We start from the raw sequence: 20,641 nt of genomic DNA, 5'->3' as shown, positions 1-20,641 counted from the left end.
GGAGCACACCGCCCGCCGCAGGGAGGCCCCTTGGCTGCATATGTCGTTGACTGACATATAGTGATCACATGACTGATCGTGCGATGCAGGAACCGACCCTGCTCCTCCTCACCGCGCTCGCGGACGAGCCCCGTCACGGCTACGCGATCGCACGCGAGGTGGAGGGGATCTCGGGCGGGCGGGTGAAGATGCGGACCGGCACGCTGTACGGCGCGCTGGAGCGGCTGTTGCAGCAAGGGCTGATCGAGGTCCACAAGGAGGAGGTCGTCGACAGCCGGCTGCGGCGCACCTACACCCTGACCGGCCCCGGACGCGCGGCCCTGGCCGCCGAGGCCGAGCGGATCGCGGCCACCGCGCGCGAGGCGACCCGCCGCCTGGGCGTCACCGGCAAGGCGGCCACCGCGTGAACCCCGTCCTGCTGCGCCTGTACCCGCCGGGCTTCCGGCGCGCCTTCGGCAGCGAGGTGGCGGAGGCCTACCGGGAGGCGACCGAGGGCGCGGGGCCGCGCGCCCGCCTCCGCGAAGCCGCCGACATCGCCGCGCACGCCCTGCGCCTGCGCCTCGGCATCGGCTCCGCCCACCCCGGCGGGCGGCTCTCCGCCGGCGCCGCCCCCTTCGCCCTGGCCGTGACCGCCGCCTACGCGGCCTTCAACCTCATCGGCACGGTGGGCGACTGGTACGTCATGCGCACCGCGGGGGCCGCCGGCGACGCGGCACCGCTCGTGACCCTGATGAACGGCGGCTACCTGCTGAGCCTGCTCGGCGCGGTGGCCGCCCTGGCCGGCCGCTACGTCCCCGGAGTGCTGACCGCGACCGCCGGGGCCGCGGCCGCTTCGGCGGGCTTCCTCCTCCCGATCCTGCACCTGTCGCCCGAACTGCGCTGGGACCTGGTGGGCTTCCTGCTCGCGCCGGTCCTGGTCGCCGCCCTCCCGCTGGCCTGCCCGCCGGACCTGCGCCCGGCCGGCCGGGCGCGGAGCGGGGCGGGAGCGCTCGCCCTGATGGCGTGGGCCGTTCTGCTGGTGGGCGCCATGGTCGTGACCGACCCGCTCGGGATCGGGCTCGTCCTGCCCTGGCGGTTCGGCGTCCCGCTCGCCGCCGCCCTCATCCTGGTGGGCCGCGAGGCCTTCGCGGGCATCCGCAGCACCGTCGCCCTCGCCTTCGCCGCGGCGCCGCTCCTCGTCACGCTGTACTTCTCGGGCTGGGTGGGCACCGAGGACGTCCTGACGGTCGCCGGAGCCGTCACCGTGACCGCCGTGGCCCTGCGCATCCGCCGGGGCAACGGCCCCGACACCCCCAACCCGGCCTGATCGCGGGCCGGTCGCCGACGGGCCGCCGGTGCACCCCCGGCCCCCGCAGGCCCGGCGCCGCCCACGACCGACCGACCGATCCTCCCTTCCCCCTTCTCCCGAAAACGCCCTTCACGCCGCAACCCTGACGGACCGCCATCCGATAGTGATCAGGGGCCGCGTGCCTCCTCCTTCCCCACCGGCGGCCCTCTGCGACCGGCCGCCCCGCCACAGGAGATCCCGTGCCCGAGTCCGCGTACCGCGAAGCCGCCCGCACCCTGCTCCGGCCCGCCCCGGCCGAGCGGGAACGACCATCGGGTGACTCGGCGAGCGGCGGCCGCCTGGCCGCGGTCGACGGGCTGAGGCTGCTCGCGGCGGCCGCGGTGGCCGCCTACCACTACCTGGGCACCCCGACCCCCCGCTTCTGGGGCGAGGCCTACGCACTGCCGCAGGCGGCCCCGCTGCTCCACGCCGTCAGCGGCTACGGCTGGCTCGGGGTGGAGGCGTTCTTCCTGATCAGCGGCTTCGTCATCTGCATGAGCTGCTGGGGACGCACCCCGGCGCAGTTCGCCGTGTCCCGGATCGCCCGGCTCTTCCCGCTGTACTGGGCCGTCGTGCTGATCATCGTCGCGATGGGTACCGTCACGGTGCTCGTCGGACAACGGTCGGGGGCACCCACGGACCTGCGCACCACCCTCGGCAACCTGACGATGATCCCCGGCCCGCTGGGTGTGGACTTCACCGCCGGCGTCGCCTGGACCCTCTGGGTGGAAGCCCGCTTCTACCTGCTCATGGGCGCCCTGCTGCTGATCGGCCTGACCTACCGGCGCGTCGTGGCCTTCGGATTCCTCTGGCTGGTCCTGGCCTCCATCGGCCGCGAACTGGACTCCGGCGTCCTGGACGAACTCCTGCTGAGCCAGTACGCCGGACTCTTCGTCGCCGGCATCGCCTGCCACCTGATGCACCGCTTCGGCCCCAACCTGCTCCTGTGGCTCCTGACCGGGTTCGCGTGGTGCTACACCCTGACCGTCCTCGACGACCGGGTGGCCACGCACCCCACGTCCAACTGGACGGTGAGCGTGGCCGTCCTCACCGGCTTCCTCGTGCTGCTCGCCCTGGCCTCCCTCAGCCGACTGCGCCACCTCTCCTGGCGGACCCTCGTCTACGCCGGTGCCCTGACCTACCCCTTCTACCTGGTCCACCAGAGCGTCGGCATACCGGTCACCCGGGGCGTCCTCAAGACCCTCCCGTTCCTCGGCCTGCTTCCCTCGATCGCCCTCGGCCTCCTCTTCTCCCTGCTCCTGGCCGCCGTACTGAACCGGCAGGTCGACCGCAGGCTCGGCCCCCTCCTGCGGCGCCACCTCACGACCGCCCTCGACCCCCTCCCCGTACCGGCGCGGCCCCCGGGGCGAGGACGCGCGACGCCCCGCGCGCGGGCGACCGCGGACGCCGGGCGGCCGTCGGGCGGCTGACTCCGCGTCGAAGGCCGCGGTCGGCCCCGGGACGCGGCTGTCCTACGATCACCGGGAGGCACGGCACGAGGAGCGAAGGAGAGCCACCGCAATGGAGATCGAGAGGCCGGGGAGGCCCGAGAACCTGCCGGCGGCCGAGCTGCTCTGGGCCCGCTGGGCGCTGGCCGCCGTCCTGGAGGCCACCGGGCAGGCGGAGCGGACGCCGCGCGTCCACCGCACCGGCACCTGGATCGACGGGGAGGGGCTGCACCTCGACGACTGCGGCTGCACCTGGTGGACCCTCGCGCCGATGGGGCGGGGCCGTTACGTGCTCTACGGCGAGGACGAGTCCAGCGGGGTCAAGTGGCACGAGCCCGCGATCGACATGCTGGCGCAGGCGCCGGACTGGCTGCCCTTCGACCGGCTGCGGGGTCTCCTGGAAGGCTGGGAACTGGGCTGCGTCTACTGGTACGAGGACGGCGCCTGGGCCCGCGCGCCCTACCCGGAGGGGCTCGAGGACGACGGCCTCGACTGCGGCATGAGCCGCTTCGCGGTGCGCGAGGAGGTCCTGGGCCTGCTGGTGGACTCCGACCGGGGCCTGCCCCCGGGGCGGGCGGCGGAACTCCTGGCGGCGGCGGAGGCGTACCGCCTCGGCGCCCCCGAGATCGAGACGGCGCTCGCGGAAGCGGACGGGCACGCGGGCGAGCACGCGCCGGAGGACCGGCGGGCCGCTCTGCGCGCACTGGAGCACGCCGGCCTGTCCGCCCCCCGCTGACGCCGGCCTGCCCGGCCTCCCCGCCGACGCCCCGTGGTCCCGTGATCGCGGGGGAATATCCGCTGGCCAGGCCGCGGGTGGTGCCCCTAGGGTTCAGCCCATGACGATCATGACCCCCCATGCCGTGGACCGGTCCGTGTCCCTCACCGCACAGGCGCTCCGTGGGGTGGCGCACCTCGACTGGTCCACCCCCGCCGCCGGGCTGGAGTGGAGCTGTTACGACACCGCCGTCCACGTCGCGGGCGACTTCACCGCGTACGCCGCCCAGCTCACGGGGCGCGCGACCGGTGCGTGGGTCCCGTTCGAGATCAGCGCGGACCCCGGTACCACCCCCGACGGCCTGATCGAGATCATCGAGGCCACCGGAGGCCTGCTGTCCGCCGCCGTGGCCGCGGCCCGCCCGGAGGACCGGGCCTGGCACCCGTACGGTATGGCCGACGCGGACGGTTTCGCGGCCATGGGCGTCGTCGAGACCCTGCTGCACACCCACGACATCCTGGGCGCCCTGGGCGTCCACGACTGGGAGCCCGACCCGGCCCTCTGCGAGCAGGTCCTCGACCGGCTCTTCCCGCAGGCGCCGCGCACCGGCGCCGCTCCCTGGCCGACCCTCCTGTGGGTGACCGGCCGGGCCGAACTCGCCGACCTGCCCCGCCGGGCGGTCTGGCGCTGGTACTCCGACCCCATCGCGGCGGGCCGCGTCGTCCTCTGCGAGATCGCCCCCCAGGTCGCCGCCGACCTCCACGCGGGCGGTACCGGCGGCTTCGCCTGGGCCGGCGACGGCCCCGGAGAGGGAACCCGGGTCGCGTCCGGGATGGTGCTCAAGGCCAAGGAGCAGGGCACGTACCGCCCGGGGTGGGGTCCGTACGCCATCGTCCGGACCGAGGACCAGCGCGCCATCGGCGGGATCGGGTTCCACGGCGCCCCCGACGCCGGGGGGAACGCGGAGATCGGCTACGACCTCGTACCGTCCGCCCGCGGCAACGGCTACGCCACCGACGCGCTGAGCGGCCTGGCCGCCTGGGCCTTCGCCCAGCCGGGCGTGACCGCGCTGCACGCCTCGATCGACGCGGACAACGCCCCCTCCCACGGCGTGGTCGGCCGGGCGGGCTTCGAGCGGGTCGGCGCCACCGAGGAGGACGGCGTCCGCTACCTCCTGCGGTCCGCCCGCGCCTGACCGCGTGCGAGGAGGCCGGCCGACGGCAGCCGGCCCGTCGAACGGACGGCGGCCCGTCGGCCCGTCGGCCCGCAGGCCCGTCGGTCCACCGGACCGGATCCGCGCCCGGGCGCGGATCCGGCCGTGGTGCCTCAGGCCCGGCCGAGCAGGCCCGCGCCCGCGGAACCGTCGGACCGGGCCGTGAAGAACGCGCAGAACGCGGCGACGAACTCCTCCTCCCCGACCTGTCCGTCCCCGTCCGCGTCCATCGCGCGGAACCCGTCGTTGAGTTCGGCCGGGTGTACCCGCGGCCCCCCGAACAGTGCCCGGTACTCGTCCGCCCCCAGACGGCCGCTGCCGTCGGCGTCGGCGGCCCGGAACAGGGCCCGCACCGCCGGGACGAGGCCCTTCTCCAGGTACGCGGGGTCGCGGTCCACGCCGGCCGTCATCGCGGACACGAACTCGCGGCAGTCCACGCCCCCGTCGCCGTCGGTGTCGGCCGCCTCCCGGAGCTGCCGCCACCAGCCCTCGAACGCGGCGTAGACCTCGTCCTCCCGCTCGGCGGGCAGTTCGAGCCGCCAGCACACGGTGTGCACCATGGCCTGGAGGTCGGCGGAGTCGACCCGGCCGTTCCCGGTCTGGTCCAGTACCTGGCGGAAGAACGCCTCCAGCCGGGCCGGACGGGAGTCGCCGCCGCTCCGGGCCCTGGGCACCGGCACCCGTGCGGGCGCGGGCGCGCCGCGATCGGACCGGTGGCGGTAGCGCACCCGGTCGGGAGCCAGTTCCATGGCGTGGCGCAGCCCGTGGTGCAGGGTCCACGACAGTGCGGCGCCCGCGGGTCCGCGCGAGGTCCCGAACCTCTCGTGCCAGGCCGGAGGCAGATCGCTGACCGTGAGGGCGGCCAGCGCGCGGGCGATCACCACCCGCAGCACCGGCCACGCCGGCGCCAGCCGCCCGAGCCGGCGGGGGGCGGGGGCCTGGCGGAGCATCCCGTGGAGCAGGTCGCGGACCTCGGGCCCGTACTCCAGGACCTCCCTGACCGTCCGTTCGACGTACGCCGGGACGTCGGCGGCGCTCGCCGGGAGCACCTCGCCCGGAATCCCGAGGGCGGTGCACACGTCCAGGAACTCCGCGTACAGCACGTCGCGTTCGACGGGCGACAGCGGATCGCCCGACAGCTCGCGCATGGCGGTCATGGACTCGTACAGCGTCAGCATCACCCAGCCGCGGACCTCGGGATCCTCGGCGCTGTACGCCCGCCCGGCCGCGTCGGTCCCGTGGATGCGCCGGTGCGTCCGCTGGAGGCGGGCCACCTCCAGCCGCCGTTCCTCGGGTCCGGCGAAGAACAGCCGGCTGCCGCTCTCCATGGTGTGCTCGATCCGCCGCCAGGGATGGGCGCGGTAGGTGGAGTACCGGTCCATCCCCGCGGCGACGACGGGGTGGGCGATCTGCATCACGAGCAACCGCCAAGCCACGAGCCCCATGCGCCGCTCGCCGAGGGTCCGCCGCAGCAGGGTTTCGACGGCGGGTAAGGCCACAGAGGTCACAGGAGTTCCATTTCTCACGGGGACACCAACACCCCGTACAACGCCCCTGTCCGGTGCCCGGCCCACCCGCACGCCGTCCTCCACCCGGACGTGCGCCCCTCCGAACGCCCGACCGCCCCGTCCCCCGGTCCGTGTGCCGTCGGCCGCCGGTCGAGGACGCCTCATCTGTAGCGTTCACCGCCATGTCGTTGCAACATCGCCACGTCCTCTGTTGCGTTAGATTCAGATCCGATGCAACGATTTTACGCTTCTGAGCTGCTTCGATTGACGTCAAAGGCAATATGCCGCTTCCTTCATGCATGAACGCAACGTAGCGTTTCTGTCATCAGAAACGAAGGGTCGCGAGCCCGCCGGTCGGCTGGGCACGCGTCCCGTGGAGCGCGGGTCCGAAGGGGTGGGTCATGGCGGCAGCGGCACTGAACCGGAAGCAGGCGGCGGCGCCCGGCGCCCTCAACGCGTTCGCCCGCTTCGTGCTCTGCGGTGGGGGAGTGGGGCTCGCCTCCAGCTTCGCCGTGGCGGCCCTCGCCCCCTGGATGCCCTGGGCCGCGGCCAATGCCGTCGTCACCGCGGCATCCACCCTCCTGGCCACCGAGCTGCACGCCCGCTTCACCTTCGGCGCGGGCGGCCGCGCGACCTGGCGGCAGCACACGCAGTCGGCCGGATCGGCAGCCGCCGCCTACGCGGTGACCTGCGTGGCGATGCTCGTCCTGCACCATTTGGCCGCGGCTCCCGGTGCGGTCCTCGAACAGGTCGCCTACCTCGGCGCCTCCGCGCTGGCCGGCGTCGCGCGGTTCGCGGTCCTGCGCCTCGTCGTCTTCGCGCGCCACCGCGCGCGAGGGGCCATGGCACCCGCCCGTGCGGACCGCCCCGTATCCGCGACCGTCACCTGCGCCGAGGCGCCCACCGGCCCGACGGCACTGTGCCGCGCCGCCTGATCGCCGCGGCCGGGGCGCTCCGGTTCACCGCAGGACGAGCAGGTCCAGTGACGACGTCAGGTCGGCGCCTTCGGGTACCCGGCCGCCGCGCACTGCGCTGCGCAGCCGCTCCCTGCCGCGGGCGAATTCCTCCTCGGTGAGGCCGCGCATCAGGGTGTCGGCGGTGCGGAGGGTGTCGAGGCGCCGGAGGAGTTCGGCCAGGCCCGCGACGTCGGTCTGCGGGACGGGTTCCAGGGCGGCGGGGGTGAAGCCGGCCGTGGCGAAGGCCTCGCAGGTCTCCTCGACCGACGGATAGGTGTCGAGCAGCCGCGCCGTCTCGGGGAACCAGCGCACGATGCGGAGCCGCTCGTAACGGCCGGCGAACGCGTTGCGGATGAGTACGGGCGCCCCCGGACGCAGGACGCGGCGGATCTCGTGTGCGGCCGCCGCGAGGTCGGGGACGTGGTGGGTCACCGTGGAGAGCCATGCCGCGTCGGCGCCCGCGTCCGGCAGGGGCAGGCACGCGGCGTGGCCCGCCAGGACCTCGATGTCCCCGCGCCGGGAGATCAGGGCGCGCATGGCCTCGGAGGGCTCGACCGCCACCACCTTCACCGCGAACCAGTCGCAGAAGGCCGTCGCGAAGGCTCCGGTTCCCGCACCGATGTCCACGACGGTCATGCCCCGGGCGGGATCCAGATGCCGTCGCACGGCCTCTTCCCAGGCGCCCAGGCCGTTGCGCGGGATCTCCCGGGCGGTTCGGAACGAAGCCGCGGTGACGTCGTCGTAGTCGATTCTGGCCATGGGCTGCATTCCGTCCGTTGCGTGTCGGGAGGCGGGGGTGCGGAGCCTCGGTTCTCGGACGCCTCGTACAGCGATGGGCTCCCGGTGGACCATGGTGCCCCTCTTCCCCGCGCCCTTCGCGGTGCGGGCCGCGTCCGGCGTGCGGCACAGGGGGGCGGTGCCTACGCTTGACGGGTCACCGCCGGGCATCGGGGGGACCCCTGCACCCACGGGGGTGGTGGACCGGCTCCCTGCTGCACAGGAACCGGAAGGCGGCCCTGTCATGGCTACCGCACCCGAATTCGACACCCCCGTCCTCGACACCATCGCCGCGATGACGATCGACTCCCTCGAGCACTGCCACATGGACGAGCGCACGCTGATCATCAGCCGCATCGCCGCGCTCGTGGCCATGGACGCGCCCGCGATCTCCTACCTGGCCCACATCAACCCGGCGGTCAAGGCCGACTTCACGGTCGAGCAGCTGCAGGACCTCCTCGTCGCGATCGCGCCCGTCGTGGGAACGGCACGCGTCATGTCCGCGGCCGGGCACATCGCACAGGCCTTCGGCGTCGCCCTCGCGCTCGCCGAGAGCGAGGCCGAGGCGATAGCCCAGGCCGAAGCCGCCAGCCGCCGCAGCTCCTGAAGGTTCCGCCCCGCCCTTGGCCCGAGAGCCCTCGCCGCTGCGGCGGGGCGGAACACCGCGGCGTGCCGGGCGTCTCCCGGACCGGCAGCCCTGCGCCCCGCCCGGCAGTGGGCGGGGCCGGGGTCCGTCAGGGCTGGGGTTCGGCGTCCAGGAGCGCCCACCAGGCGTGGCCGTCGTGGTCGGTGTGGGTGCCGCAGGCCCCGACGGTGCGGAGCAGCGCCACCTCGGTCGGCACCGGCCCCCCGCCGCCGTCGCCGTCCCCGTCGGTCCGGTGGCTGAGGGCCAGGACGAGGATCTTCGCGTCCTGGTCGGCGAGGTGGACGCTGACGCGTTTCCCGCCGGCCGCGACGGCCGCCTCGACGAGGCCGTGGACGGCCTTGAGGAAGTCGTGCTCGTCCAGCCGCGGGTAGTCCCAGGGGGCGACGGCCAGCGCGGCCTGTCCGGCCGCCTTCCGTGGCGCCCAGCGGTCCGCGCGGAAGGCCAGCACCCGGGCCCGCCGACCGGTGACCACGAGCCGGGGCGCGAGCCCGGTGGCGGACCGCGGTGGGGCCGCCGGCCGCGGAGGTCCTACGGGCGTCCTGTGCGGGGGCGACGACGGGGGAGCGGAACCCGACGGAACCTGCGGACCCTTGGATTCCACAACCTCGCTCATACCCCGCCACGCTACTCCGCCCGACCCTCCGGGCGCAGCGGTACGTGTGGATTCCGGGAGCGGTCCGGAAGTCCATGACGGGATGTCATGACGGTTCGCCCGCACGTCCGTTGGCTGCGGCCTCGGGACGTGGTCCCGTCAGGCGAGGGCGCGGACCACCGACCACAGGAGGCGCTCGTTCTCCGGGGCCGCGCCGCCCGGGAAGGCGAACCGGCGCCGGGTGTAGCCGTACGCGAAGCCCTGCCGGGGGTCGGCGAGTCCGAGGGAGCCCGCGGCGCCGCTGTGGCCGAAGGCGCCCGCGCCGAGGGAGGGGTAGCGCGTGGCGTAGCTCTGGAAGCCGAGGCCGAACTCCTTCGCCGTACCGCCCACGAGGTCCCTGCCCTCGGAGTGGATCCGGGCGAACTCGGCGGCCGTGTCCGCCTTCAGCAGCGGCCCCCGCCCGTCCAGGCCGAACGCGGCCGCCGCGTAGAGGCCCGCCAGCCCGCGCGCCGAGCCGACCCCGCCCGCCGACGCCTGGCCCGCGGCGCGCACGGCACGCGTGTTGGGGAAGGCGTACAACTCACCGTTGCCGTCGGCGTGTTCGTTGAAGGCGATCCCGCCCAGGGTGTACGGACTAGCGGCGGCAGCCTCGATCTCGGCCGCCTGCTCCGGCGTCGGCAGCATCGGCTGGGTGCTGAGGAAGCGCGGGTCCTCGGACTCCGGCAGGCCCAGCCACAGGTCGAGCCCGTACGGAGAGCGGACCCGCTCCTCGTACCAGGAGTGCAGCGTGCGCCCGGTGGCCCGGAACACCACCTCGCCCACCAGGGCGCCGATCACGAGGGCGTGGTAGCCGAAGGACCGGCCCGGCTGCCAGAAGGGCCGCTGGCCCGCCAGGCGGGCCGCCATCGCCCGGTCGTCGGCCAGCTCCTCCGCGGTGAACCCGGCATCCAGGCCGATCACCCCGGCCCGGTGGGCCAGCAGCTCCCGGACCGTGATCCCGCCCTTGTCCTGCGCGGCGAAGTCCGGCCAGTACGCGGCGACGGTCCGGTCCAGGTCCAGGAGGCCGTCCTGCACCAGCAGCGCCGCCACGAGGAAGGCCGCACCCTTGGTGGACGAGAACACGCCGAGCAGGGAGTCGGCGTCCACCTCCTGCGACCACAGGTCCACCACCCGTTCGCCGCCCCGGTACACCACCAGCTGAGCGCCGGGTGCGTGCTCCTCGGCCGCGAGGAAGGCGCCGAACTCCTCCCGCACCCCTTCGAAACCCGTGACCACCGTGCCGTGGACCGCCATGACCCCTCCCGAACCCCGTGTCGATCTTGTAGTCCCGTAACCCGCCACCCCGCGTTCCCATTCCCCGCGCTTCCGTTCCCCGGGCCGTCGTCCGCGGCGGCCGGCGTCACCGCGCCGTGGTGCAGACGGGGTGCGTGCGGGCGGCGTAGGAGCGGGCGGCCACGACGAGGCCGGCGCCCAGACCGGCGAAGGCCAGGCCGCCGAAGGCGACCATCCAGGTGACTCCCGAGGCCGTGGTGAACGGCGGGGAGGGCTCGATCCCGGGCAGCACCCCGACCGCGATGAGCGGGGCCGCGACCGTGAGGACGGCCCCGTAGACGGTCAGGGGGACACCGGTCAGCAGGGCCGGCACCAGGGGCAGCAGGCGCGGGACCCGGCGTCCGGACAGGAGCGGCGTCGACCAGCGGGGGAACACCTGCCCCCACGGGTGCAGGAGCCCCAGCAGCAGGAAGACCCCTACCAGGGCGGCCAGCACGGTCACGTCGATCCCCGCCGCCGCGGCCGCCCTCGACGGCCCCGACGTGCCGAGGCTCATCAGCCTCTGCCAGTCGTCGGCCGAGACGCCGAGCGCGTCGCCGCCCAGCGTCCAGACGCTCTTGACCCCGGCCCACGGCAGGAGTCCGCACATGAGCAGGTACGCGGTCCAGCGGGTCCGCCGGGTGGCGGGGGAGGCCTCCGGGTGGGTGGGCGGGCCGTCGCCGGCGCCGGGATGCGGCCGCCCGCAGCGCGGGCAGTTCCCGCGCAGCCGCCGCCGGTACGACACGCCGACGAGGAGCAGGAGCGCCGCGCCGACCGTGTTCGCCAGCACCTGCGCCAGTCCGGTGGCGCTCTCGACCCCCGAGAGCGTCACCAGCGTCACGAAGTGGACCGGCAGGCCGACCGTCCCCAGGACGAACACCGGGATGGTCGTGATCAGCACGGCCGCCACCGCGACCCGTCCCCGTCGGCGGAGCGTCCGGGTCGTGGCCAGGCACGCCCCGCCCGCCAGGACGGCGAGGGCCGCCAGGAGCAGCTGGACCGCCGGCGCGTGCGCGGCGTGCGCCCGCCACGGCACGGTGGTGCCCGCCGCCGCCCACGCGACCTCGACGGCGGCGTACGAGACCCCCCACGACGCGGCTGCCCCGGGCGCCCAGGACGGCCACCGCCGCCACCACGTCCGCCCCGGGCCCGCCGCGGACGGCCGGGGAACACCGCCCGTCTCCGTGCTCGCTGGAACAGCCACCGTGACCTCCGTACGCTCCGGACTGCCGAGGCTCCAAGGCTCGCCGCCACCCGCCCGGGTCACATCCGCCCGCCGGATCATCAGCCCTCCCCCGCGCGGGGGAGAACCGGTGCTCCGGCGCAGGAGGGGCGGTCAGGAGCGGCCGGCGTTCGACGGGCCGAAGAACTCGACCTCCGCGATGGCGACCTGCTTGGCGGCGGAGGCCGCGTGCGCGGAGTCGACCGTGAGGCGGACCTTCGTGACCTCGCCGACGCGGAACGGGCGCCGCTGGCCGCCCGGCCCCTGATCGAGGGTCAGCCGGCGCGTGGTGACCTTGCCGTCCTTCCCGGTGATCGTAGCCGTGACGCGGTGCGGCAGGGCGGACTCGCCGATCTTGTCGGCCCGAGCGGAGACGCCCGGGGTGATGATCACGTCCAGCAGCCGGGTCGGTTCGCTGAAGCCGACCTCGATCCACTCGCCCTGCCCGGACTCCGAAACCCCGGGACCCCACCAGGTGTTGCTGCGCTTGTCGAAGGCGAGCTCCGGCTGGTGGCCCGGGTACGAGCGGGAGGCCGTGATGCGGTCCGGGGCCACCGGCGCGCGCTTGGCGAAGTGGTCCAGCGCGACCCGGACGCCGTCGGGCAGGTACAGGAACCCCAGTACCGCGACCGCGACGACGACGGCGAGGGTGATCCAGGTGCCGATGCGGTCGAAGACGCGGCGCAGCCGGGGCCGGTCGCCCGCCCACGGCGTCTCGCGGCGCCGTCCGCCGAAGAGGCGGCGCCACCAGGGCGCCCGTGCCGGTGCGGCGGCCCCGTCGGTCTCGGCCAGCGGCATCGCGCAGCGCACGCAGTAGTGCCGGTCGGGGCGGTTGGGCGTCGCGCACCACCGGCAGGGCGGGCCGCCCGCGAGGCCGGGCTGCTCTCCCGGGGCGCGTACGGCGGGCCGGTCGGCGTCCGGCCGGCCGGGCAGGACGGGCCCGGCGTCGGCCGGAGCGGGGTGCGGCTCCCCCGCGTCCGTCACGGGCACCAGGAGCGAGCGTGCCCGGTCGGACATGGTGTCGCCCAGCGCGTGCGGGTCCGCGCCGGCCGTCGGCGCGGGCCCGGCGGGTGCGGGGTCCTGCGGCGAGGGGGTGCTCCGATGCCCGGGCACGGGGTCGTTGGGGTGCCCGCCGTCGCCGGACCGGGCCGGACCGGCCGACCCCGTGCCCTCCGACTCCTCCCGCTGCAAAGGCCGTTCGGGCCGCGGCGGCGGCCCGGCGTGCCAGGCCGGCTCGGAGCCGCCCGGCGTGCTCGGCGCGGACGGGCGCCTGTCGTCCGTCGCTCCGGGCGTCGCCGTGACGCCTGCACTCCGGGCGGTCCCTTGGCCGCGCGTCGCCTGCGGTCCCGCCGGATCCGCCGCCGATCCCCGCGGACCGCCGGGGGCCGACGCCGGGGCGGACCCGGAGCCGCCGGAGGCACCGGGCGCCACCCGTGCGGCAGGCACGCCTCCAGTGCCTCCGGCGCCTCCCGCGCCTCCCGCTCCACCCGCGCCGCCCGCGCCGCCGGGAGCGGCCGGAGTGCCTGTGGCGCCCGGAGCCCGGGCGGCACCCGGAGCGCCCGCACCGCCCGTGCGGGCCGGTCGGTCCCAGGTCAGTACGGCGCCGCACGCGTCGCAGAAGGACTGGCCCGGTTCTGCGCGCGTTCCGCATTCGGCACAGTTCTGCGTGGTCATGTCTGCGGGGTCCTTTCGGCGGCCGTCACTTCGACCGTGTAGGGCATGTGGGCGGGGCGGGCGGCGGCGACGAGCGCGTCCAGGCGATGTCTGTCGGCCGGTGTCGGGTCGGGCAGTCGGAGGGTGACGTGCAGGCGGGGGCGCGGAGCGCCCGGGAAGGCGCCGAGCGGGCGGGCGCTCCACTCGGCGCCGCCGCTCTCGGTGACCTCGGGCGCGACGCCGAACGCCAGCCGTACCGCCTCCGCGAGGCCGCGGCGGGTGCCGCGGACCCGGTGCAGCGCGACGGCGGACGCGACGGCGGCCCGCAGCCGCGGCTCGGGCTCGCTCCCGTCGGTCTCGGCGCCCACCCAGGTGCCGAGCCACCGTGCGAAGTCGGCCGGGGCCAGCGCCGGGTCGAAATAGGTGTCCAGGCAGTCCAGGACGTTCAGGATGGGCGCGAGGACGTCGTCCAGGCCGCCGACGAACCGCTGGGCCAGGTCGTCGTCGGCGAAGACGGAGGGCAGCATGGAGCCCAGAGGCAGCGAGGAGCCGAGGCCGTCGACGGAGCCGCGGTAGGGATCGGCGCTCATCCGCCGTCCCCGATCACCCGGACGCGGTGGTCGTAGGAGAAGACCAGGGCGGGCCGGTCCAGGTCGATGCGGTCGGTCGGGTCGCCGCGCTTGCCGGTGAGGGGGTCGGCGGGGTGCAGGACGACCTGGTCGACGAGTTCCACCCCGGGGACCCGCTGCAGGACCGCGAACACCTCGCCGGCCTGGACGGGCCGGCCGAAGGGCCAGCCCCGGCCGTCCGCCCCGCCGGTCAGCGGGTCGAGGTGGCGGTAGAGGGCGTCGTGCGCCCGGCGGCGCACCCGGTCGGTGTCGACGCCGCCGAAGGCGTGCACCGTGGCGACGACCGTGACGCCCTGGTAGTACGGCGGGCCGACGGCCAGCCGGGTGCCGATCAGACGGCGCTCGTCGAGGTGGCGGGTGATCCGGTCCAGCAGCGCGTCGCCGGGCACGAGTTGCTCGAAGCGCAGCCGCCCGCCCGGATCGGGGACGGCCTGGGGGACGACGAGGACGCGGACCGCGTAGGCCCCGTACGCACCCTCCTCGCCCTCCAGACAGGTGATGCGGGCCGTCTCGGGCGCGGCCCGGCGGGCGAGCTCCTCGTAGTCGCGCAGGGTGACGGCGCGGTCCTGGGCGCGGAGCGTGACCGGCGCCCGCAGCTTGGCCTCCTCGACCGTCTCGCCGTCCACGCCGCCGCGGGCCGCCTCGCGGTTGACGACGTCGGCGACGTACGGGATGGAGGTGCGCAGCACCTGGACGGCGCCGCGCGCCACGTTGCCGGCGCGTCCCCCGCCGGTGCGGTAGCGGCGGGCGCGGACGACGGCGCCCTTGGGGGCGACGGACCCGTACTGGCGCAGCGTCCCGTCCGGTTCGCGGACGGCGGGGCCGAAGGCGATCTCGCCGGTGGCGGCGTCCAGGGTGACGTGGCGGTCGCAGGGCCGGGAGGCGGCGAAGTGCGGTACCACCCGCCAGTCCTGCCAGCCGTCGTCCTCGGCGGTCTGCAGGAGCAGCGGCGGGTCGTCGGCGACGACCGGGGCGTGGGCGAGCCGCAGTCGCTGGCCGGGCAGTCCCGTGGCCTCGCCGAGGGCCTCGTCGTGGACGGTCTCGGCGTGCACGGCCCGGGTGGTGCCGCCGATGGTGTAGGCCTCGACGGAACGGATGCTCGGCGAGGTGGTGTAGAAGGGCTGGCCCGGCAGCGGATCGGTGACCCGGCAGCGGACCCAGCCGGCCTCGTGCCCGCCGTTGCGCGAGAGCACGTGGCCGCCGGGCAGGTGCAGGACGACGTCGCCGGGCCGGTTGAGGCCGCCGGTGCCGTCCCGGTCCACCTCGCAGGGCTGCCAGCCGTCCTCCGTCCACGCCTCCCACACCAGCGGCGGCTGGCGGGGGTCGACACCGACGCCGTCGACGCGGCTGTCGAGCTCCAGCGCGAGCGCGCAGTGCGGAGCGGCCGCGCTCAGCCCGATGAGCATGCAGTCACCGGGGTTCGGGGCCTCGGCGAAGCACAGCACGTCCTTGCCCTCGACGAGTTCGGTCGTGCGGTCCGCGACGGCCTGCCCGCGGTGCTGCACCACCACGTGGGACAGCGCGCAGGGGACCACGGCCAGGTCGTGTTCGGTGGCGAAGACCACGGCCTCCTCCCGCTCGGTGCGCAGGGTGGCGACCTCGGCGCCGGCCGGGACCAGGATCACGTCCTCCTGGGGCGCGGACAGCCAGAAGGTGACGTCCGTGCGCGCCGCGGACGGCGGGAAGAGGGTGATGCCCACCAGGTCGAGGAAGGCGAGGTGGTTCTTCTCCGGGACGCGGTTGAGCCGGTAGACGATCTGGTCCGCCATGTGCGCGACCGTTTCGACGAGCGTGACGCCGGGGTCCGAGACGTTGTGGTCGGTCCACTCCGGGGCGCGCTGCTGGATGTAGCGCTTCGCGTCGTCGACGAACTGCTGGAAGCGCCGGTCGTCGAGGTTGGGGGAGGGCAGGGACATCAGAGGTCGCTTTCCGAGTCCGGCGCGCCCGGCTCGTCGTGGGAGGGAATGACGTAGAAGGGGAAGACGAGGCTGCGCGGGTTGTTGGTCCCGCGGATGGAGTACCGGACGTCGATGAACAGGACGCTCCGGTCCGCTCCGGCGGAGACCTCCACGTCGTGCACCTCGATCCGGGGCTCCCAGCGGTCCAGGCTCACGTACACCTCGTGCTGGATGCGCCCCGCGGTCTGCTCGTTGACCGGGGCGAAGACCAGGTCGTGGATGGCGCAGCCGAACTCCGGGCGCATCGGGCGCTCGCCCGGGGAGGTGGCCAGGACGAGCCGGATGGCCTCCTCGACCTCGCGCTCGCCGCTGACCAGCGCGATGCCCCCGGTGGGGCCGATGCGCATCGGGAACGCCCAGCCGGAGCCGACGAACTGTTCGGCCATCAGGGGGCCACCTGCCTTCCGGTCATCCGAACGGGTACTTGATGGTGTTGACGAAGAGGCCGCCCTGGAGGTCGAGCCGGATGGCCCGGATGCCGACGTTGGCGATGGTGTTGACCTGGAGCGTGCCACCGGAGGTGATCATGGTGGCGCCCAAGGCCTTGAGGCTGAGCGCGCCCATCGCGTCGACGCTGACGGCGCCTGCGAGCGACTTGAGGTTGACGAGCCCGCGGCCCTCGATGTCGAGGAGGCCGCCGCTCTTGATGGTGAGCCGGCGCCGGGCGCTGAGCGTCAGGTCGGTCCCGGCCTCCACGGACACGGAGCGGCCGCCCTTGATGGTCACCGACCCGGCGCTGTCGACGGTGATCTCCGTCTGGGTGCGGTCGAGGTTGATGGTGAGCCGGTCGTCGCCGCTGGCGATGCGCACGCCCCGCTTGCGCCCGCCGGTCCGCTGGCTGAGCAGGTCGACGCGGTTGCCCTGCCGGTCGGACAGGGTGTGCCGGGCCGCCTTCCGCTTCAGCCCGTCGTGCAGGGGCACGTCCTCGACCCGGGTCGGCAGGTCCCGGCCGTTGTAGAGGCCGCCGATCACGAACGGGTGGTCCAGCGCGCCCCGGTCGAAGGCGACCAGCACCTCGTCGCCGACGTCCATCGGGAACACCCCGCCGCCGCCCACGCCTCCCCCCTGCACGCTGCGCGCCCAGTCGCTGACGTAACTGTCGTCCAGCCACGGGAACTGGAGCTTGACCCGCCCCTGCTTCAACGGGTCCTGCACATCGGTGACGATCGCGTTCGCGACGCCCGGCAGCCGGGCGCCCGCCGCCGGTGCGCCGCCCCCGCCCGCCGCCAGGCCGTAGAGGGAGCGCCACTGCCGTCCGCTCACCGTGATCCAGGACTCGTAGTGCTTCCCGTCGCCGAAGACGTGCCGCACGGAGGTGACGGTGTACTTCCCCTCGAAGGGCCTGCCCACGTCGCCGAGGGCCACGGCGACCCCCGGCCGCAGCAGGGGGTTGCCGTGCACCGCGACCTCCAGCTCCGCGAACGACGAGGTGACGTCGGCGGCGAGGGCCTTCGCGGCGTGCTGGACCTCGTCCTGCCGGTCGTACGGCGTGGCGGTCTCGACGAGCTGCGCCGCCGGGAACCTCCCGGCGGCCTGGCCCGGGGTGAGCCCGATGGAGATCCCCGGATCGGTGGCGGCCGGGGCCGTCTCGACGATCTTCTTCTTGGTGGTGACGTTCCAGCCGCGCGTTTCGACGGCGGCGACCTGGTCGGCGGCCGTGACCGCGGCGCGCAGCCGCAGGATGTCGTGGCCGGCCTGGAGCACGAAGGGGCTCTTGTCGCCGTCGGTCCGCGGGGACGGGCCCGCGGCCGACGGGGTCGGCGTGACGAACCGGAACTTCCCCTTGGCGTCCAGGGACATCACCATGTTGTTCTCGTCGGCCAGCCGGGAGAGGAAGTCCCAGTCGGAGACGTTGGCCTGGCTGATGAAGCCGTAGGCACCCTTCGTCGGCTGGATCCGGCCGATCGGCACCCCGTCCAGGGCGGCGAGTTTGCGGGCGATGTCGGAGGCCTTCTGGTTGCGGTAGGCGGCGACCCGGCGCCGGCGCATCATCCGGTGCCCGAGGTCGTAGCCGCGGATCACGGTGAAGCTGCCGGTGCCGTCGTAGTCGGCCTCCAGCGCGGTCACCTCACCCGTCAGCAGGGGCCGGCCGCCCCCCTGGCTGTCGGCGATCGGGGTGAGGACCACCCTCGTGCCGAAGGTGACGCCGAGCTTGCCGAGGACCAGGCGGTACGGGTCGCGGAACGTCAGCCGGAACGCGGCGGGCACGCCGACGCCCTGGTCCACCCAGCCCTCGACGAGCAGCGGGGCGATGTCGTCCGGGAGCTTCTCGGGGCCGATCCGCACCTGCATGATGCTGGAGAACGCGGGCTGCACCATCAGCGCACCACCTCCTCCGGCGCGGGGAGCACCAGGGTCGTGCCCGTCGCCAGCCGGGCCGGGTCGTCGATCCCGTTGAGCTCGGCGATCGCCCGCCAGACGGTGGCCGTGCCGTACTCCCGCCACGCCAGCGACTGCAGCGAGTCGCCGGCCACGACCCGGTGCACGCGCTGCGCGGTGAGCGCCCCGGACGTCGGGTTCTGGTTCTTGGTCTTCCCCGGGATCTCCACCAGATGGACCTGGCAGGTGGCACGGATCGGTATGCCCATGGTGCCGAACAGGCTGTACGAGGCCTCGACGGAGCTCACGTACGCCACGAAGCGGGCCGTCGAGAACGACCCCCACTCGAACACCACCCACGGCGGCGACGGCTGGTCGGCGGCGATGCTCTTCGCCGTCACCTCGCAGCACTCCAGCAGCGACTCCACCTTCTTGAGCACCGTGTTGCCGGTCGGCGCGGTCGACGAGTCCAGGAAGACCTCCAGGGTCATCTCCCGCGGCTCGGCCCCCATGAACTCCGGCTTGGATCCGTCGCGCACCGCCATCGTCGGCGTGGCCTTCCACTGCGCGCGCTGGCTCAGCGACAGCTGCGCCGGATTGAACTCGAAGCCGAACGTGCGCATCAGCGCCCCGGGCGTGGTGCTGGTCCCGACCGGGGGCTCGTGGATCGCCAGCGTCGCGCGCACCAGGCTCTTGCCGGCGTCCCTGCTGCTCATGGCCATGGGTGGTGTGCCTCCTCTTCCGCTCCGCCGCGCCGTCAGTCCGTGAACCCGTGGTGGGCGATCTCCAGGACCTCCGTGGCCACGGCCGGGTTCGCGGGGTCGAGGGTGGGGCCCTGCCAGCTCACGGGCAGGACGTCGATGAGCCCCCAGCGGGCCACGAGCGACCCGTCGGCGCGCAGCGCCGCGATCTGGGCGGTGGGCCGTTTGATGCCCGTCTGGACCGAGGAGATCCACTTGGCGACCTTGGCGGTGTCCGGGGTGAGCGGGCGGGTCAGCCGGATGGTGGAGAACGTGACGCGGGTGGGCAGGTGCCACACGAAGCCGTTGTTGCCGCCCTCCTGGCGGTGCTCGACCTCGACCTGGGAGGACAGGCCTTCGCACCCGTTGAAGTCTCCGAGGCTCTCGCCGTCGATGGTGAGGGTGAACCAGATGGTGGACCCGGGGTCCTGGCGGGGCATCCGAAGTGGCCTTTCTGTGGTTCTGCGGTGGTCGCGCGGGCGGTCGTCCGCGGCGGTGGGGGCCGGGCGGGCCGGGCGGGTCTCTCAGGCGCGCGGATCGCGGAGCCTGCCGATCCGCTCGCGGTCCATGCGCAGTTCCGTGCGGACGAGGCGGGTGACCCGGTCGATGATCCGGTGCACCAGCTCGTCCAACTGGAACTCGGTGAGCTCGCGCGGATCGAACGCGCCGGCGGGGACCGCGGTGTACTCGGGCGGCGGGTCCTGCGGGGAGACCGCCGCACCGGGAGCGGGACGCCCGCCGGACGGCGTCCCGGGACTGCCGGCGTGCGCCGCGGGCGGCTCGTACGGCGGCGGCGGTTCGGCCGGTGGAGCGGGTCGGGACGACGCCCCCAGGTGCCCCGGCGCCGAGACCGCGGTGGCCGACGCGGCGGCCGCGAGCGCACCGATGGTCCGGCCGGAGCCGGAGCCGGAGCCGAATCCGAAGGAGGGGAAGCGCTGGACCGTGGGCCCGGCCGCCGGGGCGGCGGGCAAGGCCGGGTGCGCGTCCGCGGGCGGCGGGCTCAGCGGCGCCACGGGGAGCGGACCGTGCCCCGCCGCGTCCGCGCCGGGCGCGGAGGGCCGGCGCAGCGGAACGCCCCGCACGGGGAGGGGCCCGGCCGTACGGGGCAGGACCGGCGCGGTCCGCGGGGCGGCGGGTCCCGGGGGTGCGGCGGGTCCCGGGGGTGCGGCGGGCGTCGAGCGGGCCGCGGGCGGCGCAAGGGGCGTGCTCGGTGCCGAGGCCCGCTGGACCGGCGGGGGAGCGGAGGCAGCGGCGAGCGGGACATGAGGCTCCGTTGCGGCGACCGGCGCCGTCCGCGCGGGCGGGCCGGACAGCGGGGCACCGAGAGGGGAGTGCCGCCGCGCGGCACCGGGAGCGGAACCGGTCCCGGTGCCGGTCACCGGGCGAGGGGAGCTGCCCTGGGCGGAGTCCCGCGCCGGGGCCGGGTGCGCGGGGGACGGCAGCGGTGCACCGAGCCCGGTACGGGGAGCCGTGACACCGCGCCCCACCGGGCTCGCGGGGGCGGCGACGGGGTGACGGGTCACGGCGGGGCCCGGGGCAACGGGCCCGGGCGGCGTCGGCGTACGGCCGGGGGCCGACGGGGGTGCGGACGCGGAATCGCGGCGCACCACGGGTACCGGAGCGCCGC

The 20,641-nt window shown here is 75.0% G+C and carries 20 protein-coding genes; 7 read left to right on the top strand and 13 right to left on the bottom strand.

Annotation, left to right across the window (positions count from 1 at the left end; translation table 11 throughout):
* The first annotated feature begins 68 nt into the window (after positions 1-68).
* From ACIRBY_RS04705 to ACIRBY_RS04685, 5 genes are all read left to right on the top strand, one after another.
* Positions 69-407 (top strand): PadR family transcriptional regulator, encoded by a 339-nt coding sequence (locus ACIRBY_RS04705; protein WP_403896105.1) that lies wholly within the window; start codon positions 69-71, stop codon positions 405-407.
* The gene (locus ACIRBY_RS04700) at positions 404-1,306 is read left to right on the top strand and encodes a hypothetical protein (RefSeq protein ID WP_403896102.1); all 903 of its coding nucleotides are present in this window, start codon (positions 404-406) and stop codon (positions 1,304-1,306) included. The genes ACIRBY_RS04705 and ACIRBY_RS04700 overlap by 4 nt, the downstream gene beginning before the upstream one ends.
* A 221-nt stretch (positions 1,307-1,527) precedes the next feature.
* Positions 1,528-2,757, top strand: a complete 1,230-nt coding sequence (locus tag ACIRBY_RS04695) for an acyltransferase family protein (protein WP_403896100.1) — start codon at positions 1,528-1,530, stop codon at positions 2,755-2,757.
* Between the two features lie 91 nt (positions 2,758-2,848).
* Complete coding sequence (locus ACIRBY_RS04690; protein WP_403896097.1) at positions 2,849-3,511, top strand: hypothetical protein; 663 nt, start codon at positions 2,849-2,851, stop codon at positions 3,509-3,511.
* 100 nt (positions 3,512-3,611) lie between these two features.
* The gene (locus tag ACIRBY_RS04685; protein ID WP_403896094.1) at positions 3,612-4,685 is read left to right on the top strand and encodes a GNAT family N-acetyltransferase; all 1,074 of its coding nucleotides are present in this window, start codon (positions 3,612-3,614) and stop codon (positions 4,683-4,685) included.
* 131 nt (positions 4,686-4,816) lie between these two features.
* Here the strand turns inward: ACIRBY_RS04685 and ACIRBY_RS04680 are convergent, their stop codons facing one another.
* Positions 4,817-6,211, bottom strand: coding sequence for an oxygenase MpaB family protein (locus ACIRBY_RS04680; RefSeq protein WP_403896091.1), 1,395 nt, complete (start codon positions 6,209-6,211; stop codon positions 4,817-4,819).
* A gap of 401 nt (positions 6,212-6,612) precedes the next feature.
* Between ACIRBY_RS04680 and ACIRBY_RS04675 the strand changes: the two genes are divergently transcribed.
* The gene (locus ACIRBY_RS04675; RefSeq protein WP_403896088.1) at positions 6,613-7,146 is read left to right on the top strand and encodes a hypothetical protein; all 534 of its coding nucleotides are present in this window, start codon (positions 6,613-6,615) and stop codon (positions 7,144-7,146) included.
* 24 nt (positions 7,147-7,170) lie between these two features.
* On the opposite strand, the gene ACIRBY_RS04670 is transcribed toward ACIRBY_RS04675, so the two are convergent.
* Complete coding sequence (locus ACIRBY_RS04670; protein WP_403896086.1) at positions 7,171-7,926, bottom strand: class I SAM-dependent methyltransferase; 756 nt, start codon at positions 7,924-7,926, stop codon at positions 7,171-7,173.
* Positions 7,927-8,188: 262 nt separating this feature from the next.
* Here ACIRBY_RS04670 and ACIRBY_RS04665 point away from each other — a divergent pair, with 262 nt between their 5' ends.
* Positions 8,189-8,551 (top strand): carboxymuconolactone decarboxylase, encoded by a 363-nt coding sequence (locus ACIRBY_RS04665; RefSeq protein ID WP_403896084.1) that lies wholly within the window; start codon positions 8,189-8,191, stop codon positions 8,549-8,551.
* Between the two features lie 127 nt (positions 8,552-8,678).
* Here ACIRBY_RS04665 and ACIRBY_RS04660 read toward each other — a convergent pair whose 3' ends face one another.
* From ACIRBY_RS04660 to ACIRBY_RS04610, 11 genes are all read right to left on the bottom strand, one after another.
* Positions 8,679-9,062, bottom strand: coding sequence for a hypothetical protein (locus ACIRBY_RS04660; protein ID WP_403896081.1), 384 nt, complete (start codon positions 9,060-9,062; stop codon positions 8,679-8,681).
* Positions 9,063-9,341: 279 nt separating this feature from the next.
* Positions 9,342-10,475: a serine hydrolase domain-containing protein gene (locus tag ACIRBY_RS04655; RefSeq protein WP_403896078.1), complete on the bottom strand. Its 1,134-nt coding sequence runs from the start codon at positions 10,473-10,475 to the stop codon at positions 9,342-9,344.
* Between the two features lie 106 nt (positions 10,476-10,581).
* Positions 10,582-11,697 carry a hypothetical protein gene (locus ACIRBY_RS04650; protein ID WP_403896075.1) on the bottom strand — a complete coding sequence of 372 codons (1,116 nt, stop codon included), beginning with the start codon at positions 11,695-11,697 and terminating at the stop codon, positions 10,582-10,584.
* A 132-nt stretch (positions 11,698-11,829) separates the two neighbouring features.
* Positions 11,830-12,828 (bottom strand): NADase-type glycan-binding domain-containing protein, encoded by a 999-nt coding sequence (locus ACIRBY_RS04645; RefSeq protein ID WP_403896072.1) that lies wholly within the window; start codon positions 12,826-12,828, stop codon positions 11,830-11,832.
* A 557-nt stretch (positions 12,829-13,385) separates the two neighbouring features.
* Positions 13,386-13,958, bottom strand: coding sequence for a phage tail protein (locus tag ACIRBY_RS04640; protein ID WP_403896070.1), 573 nt, complete (start codon positions 13,956-13,958; stop codon positions 13,386-13,388).
* Positions 13,955-15,913, bottom strand: coding sequence for a putative baseplate assembly protein (locus ACIRBY_RS04635; protein ID WP_403896068.1), 1,959 nt, complete (start codon positions 15,911-15,913; stop codon positions 13,955-13,957). Before ACIRBY_RS04635 ends, ACIRBY_RS04640 begins: the two co-directional genes overlap by 4 nt.
* Positions 15,913-16,341, bottom strand: a complete 429-nt coding sequence (locus ACIRBY_RS04630) for a GPW/gp25 family protein (protein WP_403896065.1) — start codon at positions 16,339-16,341, stop codon at positions 15,913-15,915. Before ACIRBY_RS04630 ends, ACIRBY_RS04635 begins: the two co-directional genes overlap by 1 nt.
* 22 nt (positions 16,342-16,363) lie before the next feature.
* Positions 16,364-18,274, bottom strand: a complete 1,911-nt coding sequence (locus ACIRBY_RS04625; protein WP_403896063.1) for a VgrG-related protein — start codon at positions 18,272-18,274, stop codon at positions 16,364-16,366.
* Positions 18,274-18,996 (bottom strand): LysM peptidoglycan-binding domain-containing protein, encoded by a 723-nt coding sequence (locus ACIRBY_RS04620; protein ID WP_403896060.1) that lies wholly within the window; start codon positions 18,994-18,996, stop codon positions 18,274-18,276. The genes ACIRBY_RS04625 and ACIRBY_RS04620 overlap by 1 nt, the downstream gene beginning before the upstream one ends.
* A gap of 35 nt (positions 18,997-19,031) precedes the next feature.
* Positions 19,032-19,454 (bottom strand): phage tail protein, encoded by a 423-nt coding sequence (locus tag ACIRBY_RS04615; RefSeq protein ID WP_403896057.1) that lies wholly within the window; start codon positions 19,452-19,454, stop codon positions 19,032-19,034.
* Between the two features lie 84 nt (positions 19,455-19,538).
* Positions 19,539-20,027, bottom strand: a complete 489-nt coding sequence (locus tag ACIRBY_RS04610; RefSeq protein ID WP_403896054.1) for a hypothetical protein — start codon at positions 20,025-20,027, stop codon at positions 19,539-19,541.
* Between the last annotated feature and the right edge of the window lie 614 nt (positions 20,028-20,641).

Origin of the sequence: Streptomyces sp. NPDC096136 (assembly GCF_044763325.1) — a bacterium.
Classification (GTDB): domain Bacteria; phylum Actinomycetota; class Actinomycetes; order Streptomycetales; family Streptomycetaceae; genus Streptomyces.
Note: the sequence above shows the minus strand (reverse complement) of the source record. Positions and strands in the feature narration are given on the sequence as shown.

Coding starts and splice junctions, on each gene's coding strand:
- ACIRBY_RS04705 (WP_403896105.1), top strand. CDS start 69: ATGACTGATCGTGCGATGCAGGAACCGACCCTGCTCCTCCTCACCGCG.
- ACIRBY_RS04690 (WP_403896097.1), top strand. CDS start 2,849: ATGGAGATCGAGAGGCCGGGGAGGCCCGAGAACCTGCCGGCGGCCGAG.
- ACIRBY_RS04685 (WP_403896094.1), top strand. CDS start 3,612: ATGACGATCATGACCCCCCATGCCGTGGACCGGTCCGTGTCCCTCACC.
- ACIRBY_RS04675 (WP_403896088.1), top strand. CDS start 6,613: ATGGCGGCAGCGGCACTGAACCGGAAGCAGGCGGCGGCGCCCGGCGCC.
- ACIRBY_RS04670 (WP_403896086.1), bottom strand. CDS start 7,926: ATGGCCAGAATCGACTACGACGACGTCACCGCGGCTTCGTTCCGAACC.
- ACIRBY_RS04665 (WP_403896084.1), top strand. CDS start 8,189: ATGGCTACCGCACCCGAATTCGACACCCCCGTCCTCGACACCATCGCC.
- ACIRBY_RS04655 (WP_403896078.1), bottom strand. CDS start 10,475: ATGGCGGTCCACGGCACGGTGGTCACGGGTTTCGAAGGGGTGCGGGAG.
- ACIRBY_RS04640 (WP_403896070.1), bottom strand. CDS start 13,958: ATGAGCGCCGATCCCTACCGCGGCTCCGTCGACGGCCTCGGCTCCTCG.
- ACIRBY_RS04635 (WP_403896068.1), bottom strand. CDS start 15,913: ATGTCCCTGCCCTCCCCCAACCTCGACGACCGGCGCTTCCAGCAGTTC.
- ACIRBY_RS04630 (WP_403896065.1), bottom strand. CDS start 16,341: ATGGCCGAACAGTTCGTCGGCTCCGGCTGGGCGTTCCCGATGCGCATC.
- ACIRBY_RS04625 (WP_403896063.1), bottom strand. CDS start 18,274: ATGGTGCAGCCCGCGTTCTCCAGCATCATGCAGGTGCGGATCGGCCCC.
- ACIRBY_RS04620 (WP_403896060.1), bottom strand. CDS start 18,996: ATGGCCATGAGCAGCAGGGACGCCGGCAAGAGCCTGGTGCGCGCGACG.
- ACIRBY_RS04615 (WP_403896057.1), bottom strand. CDS start 19,454: ATGCCCCGCCAGGACCCCGGGTCCACCATCTGGTTCACCCTCACCATC.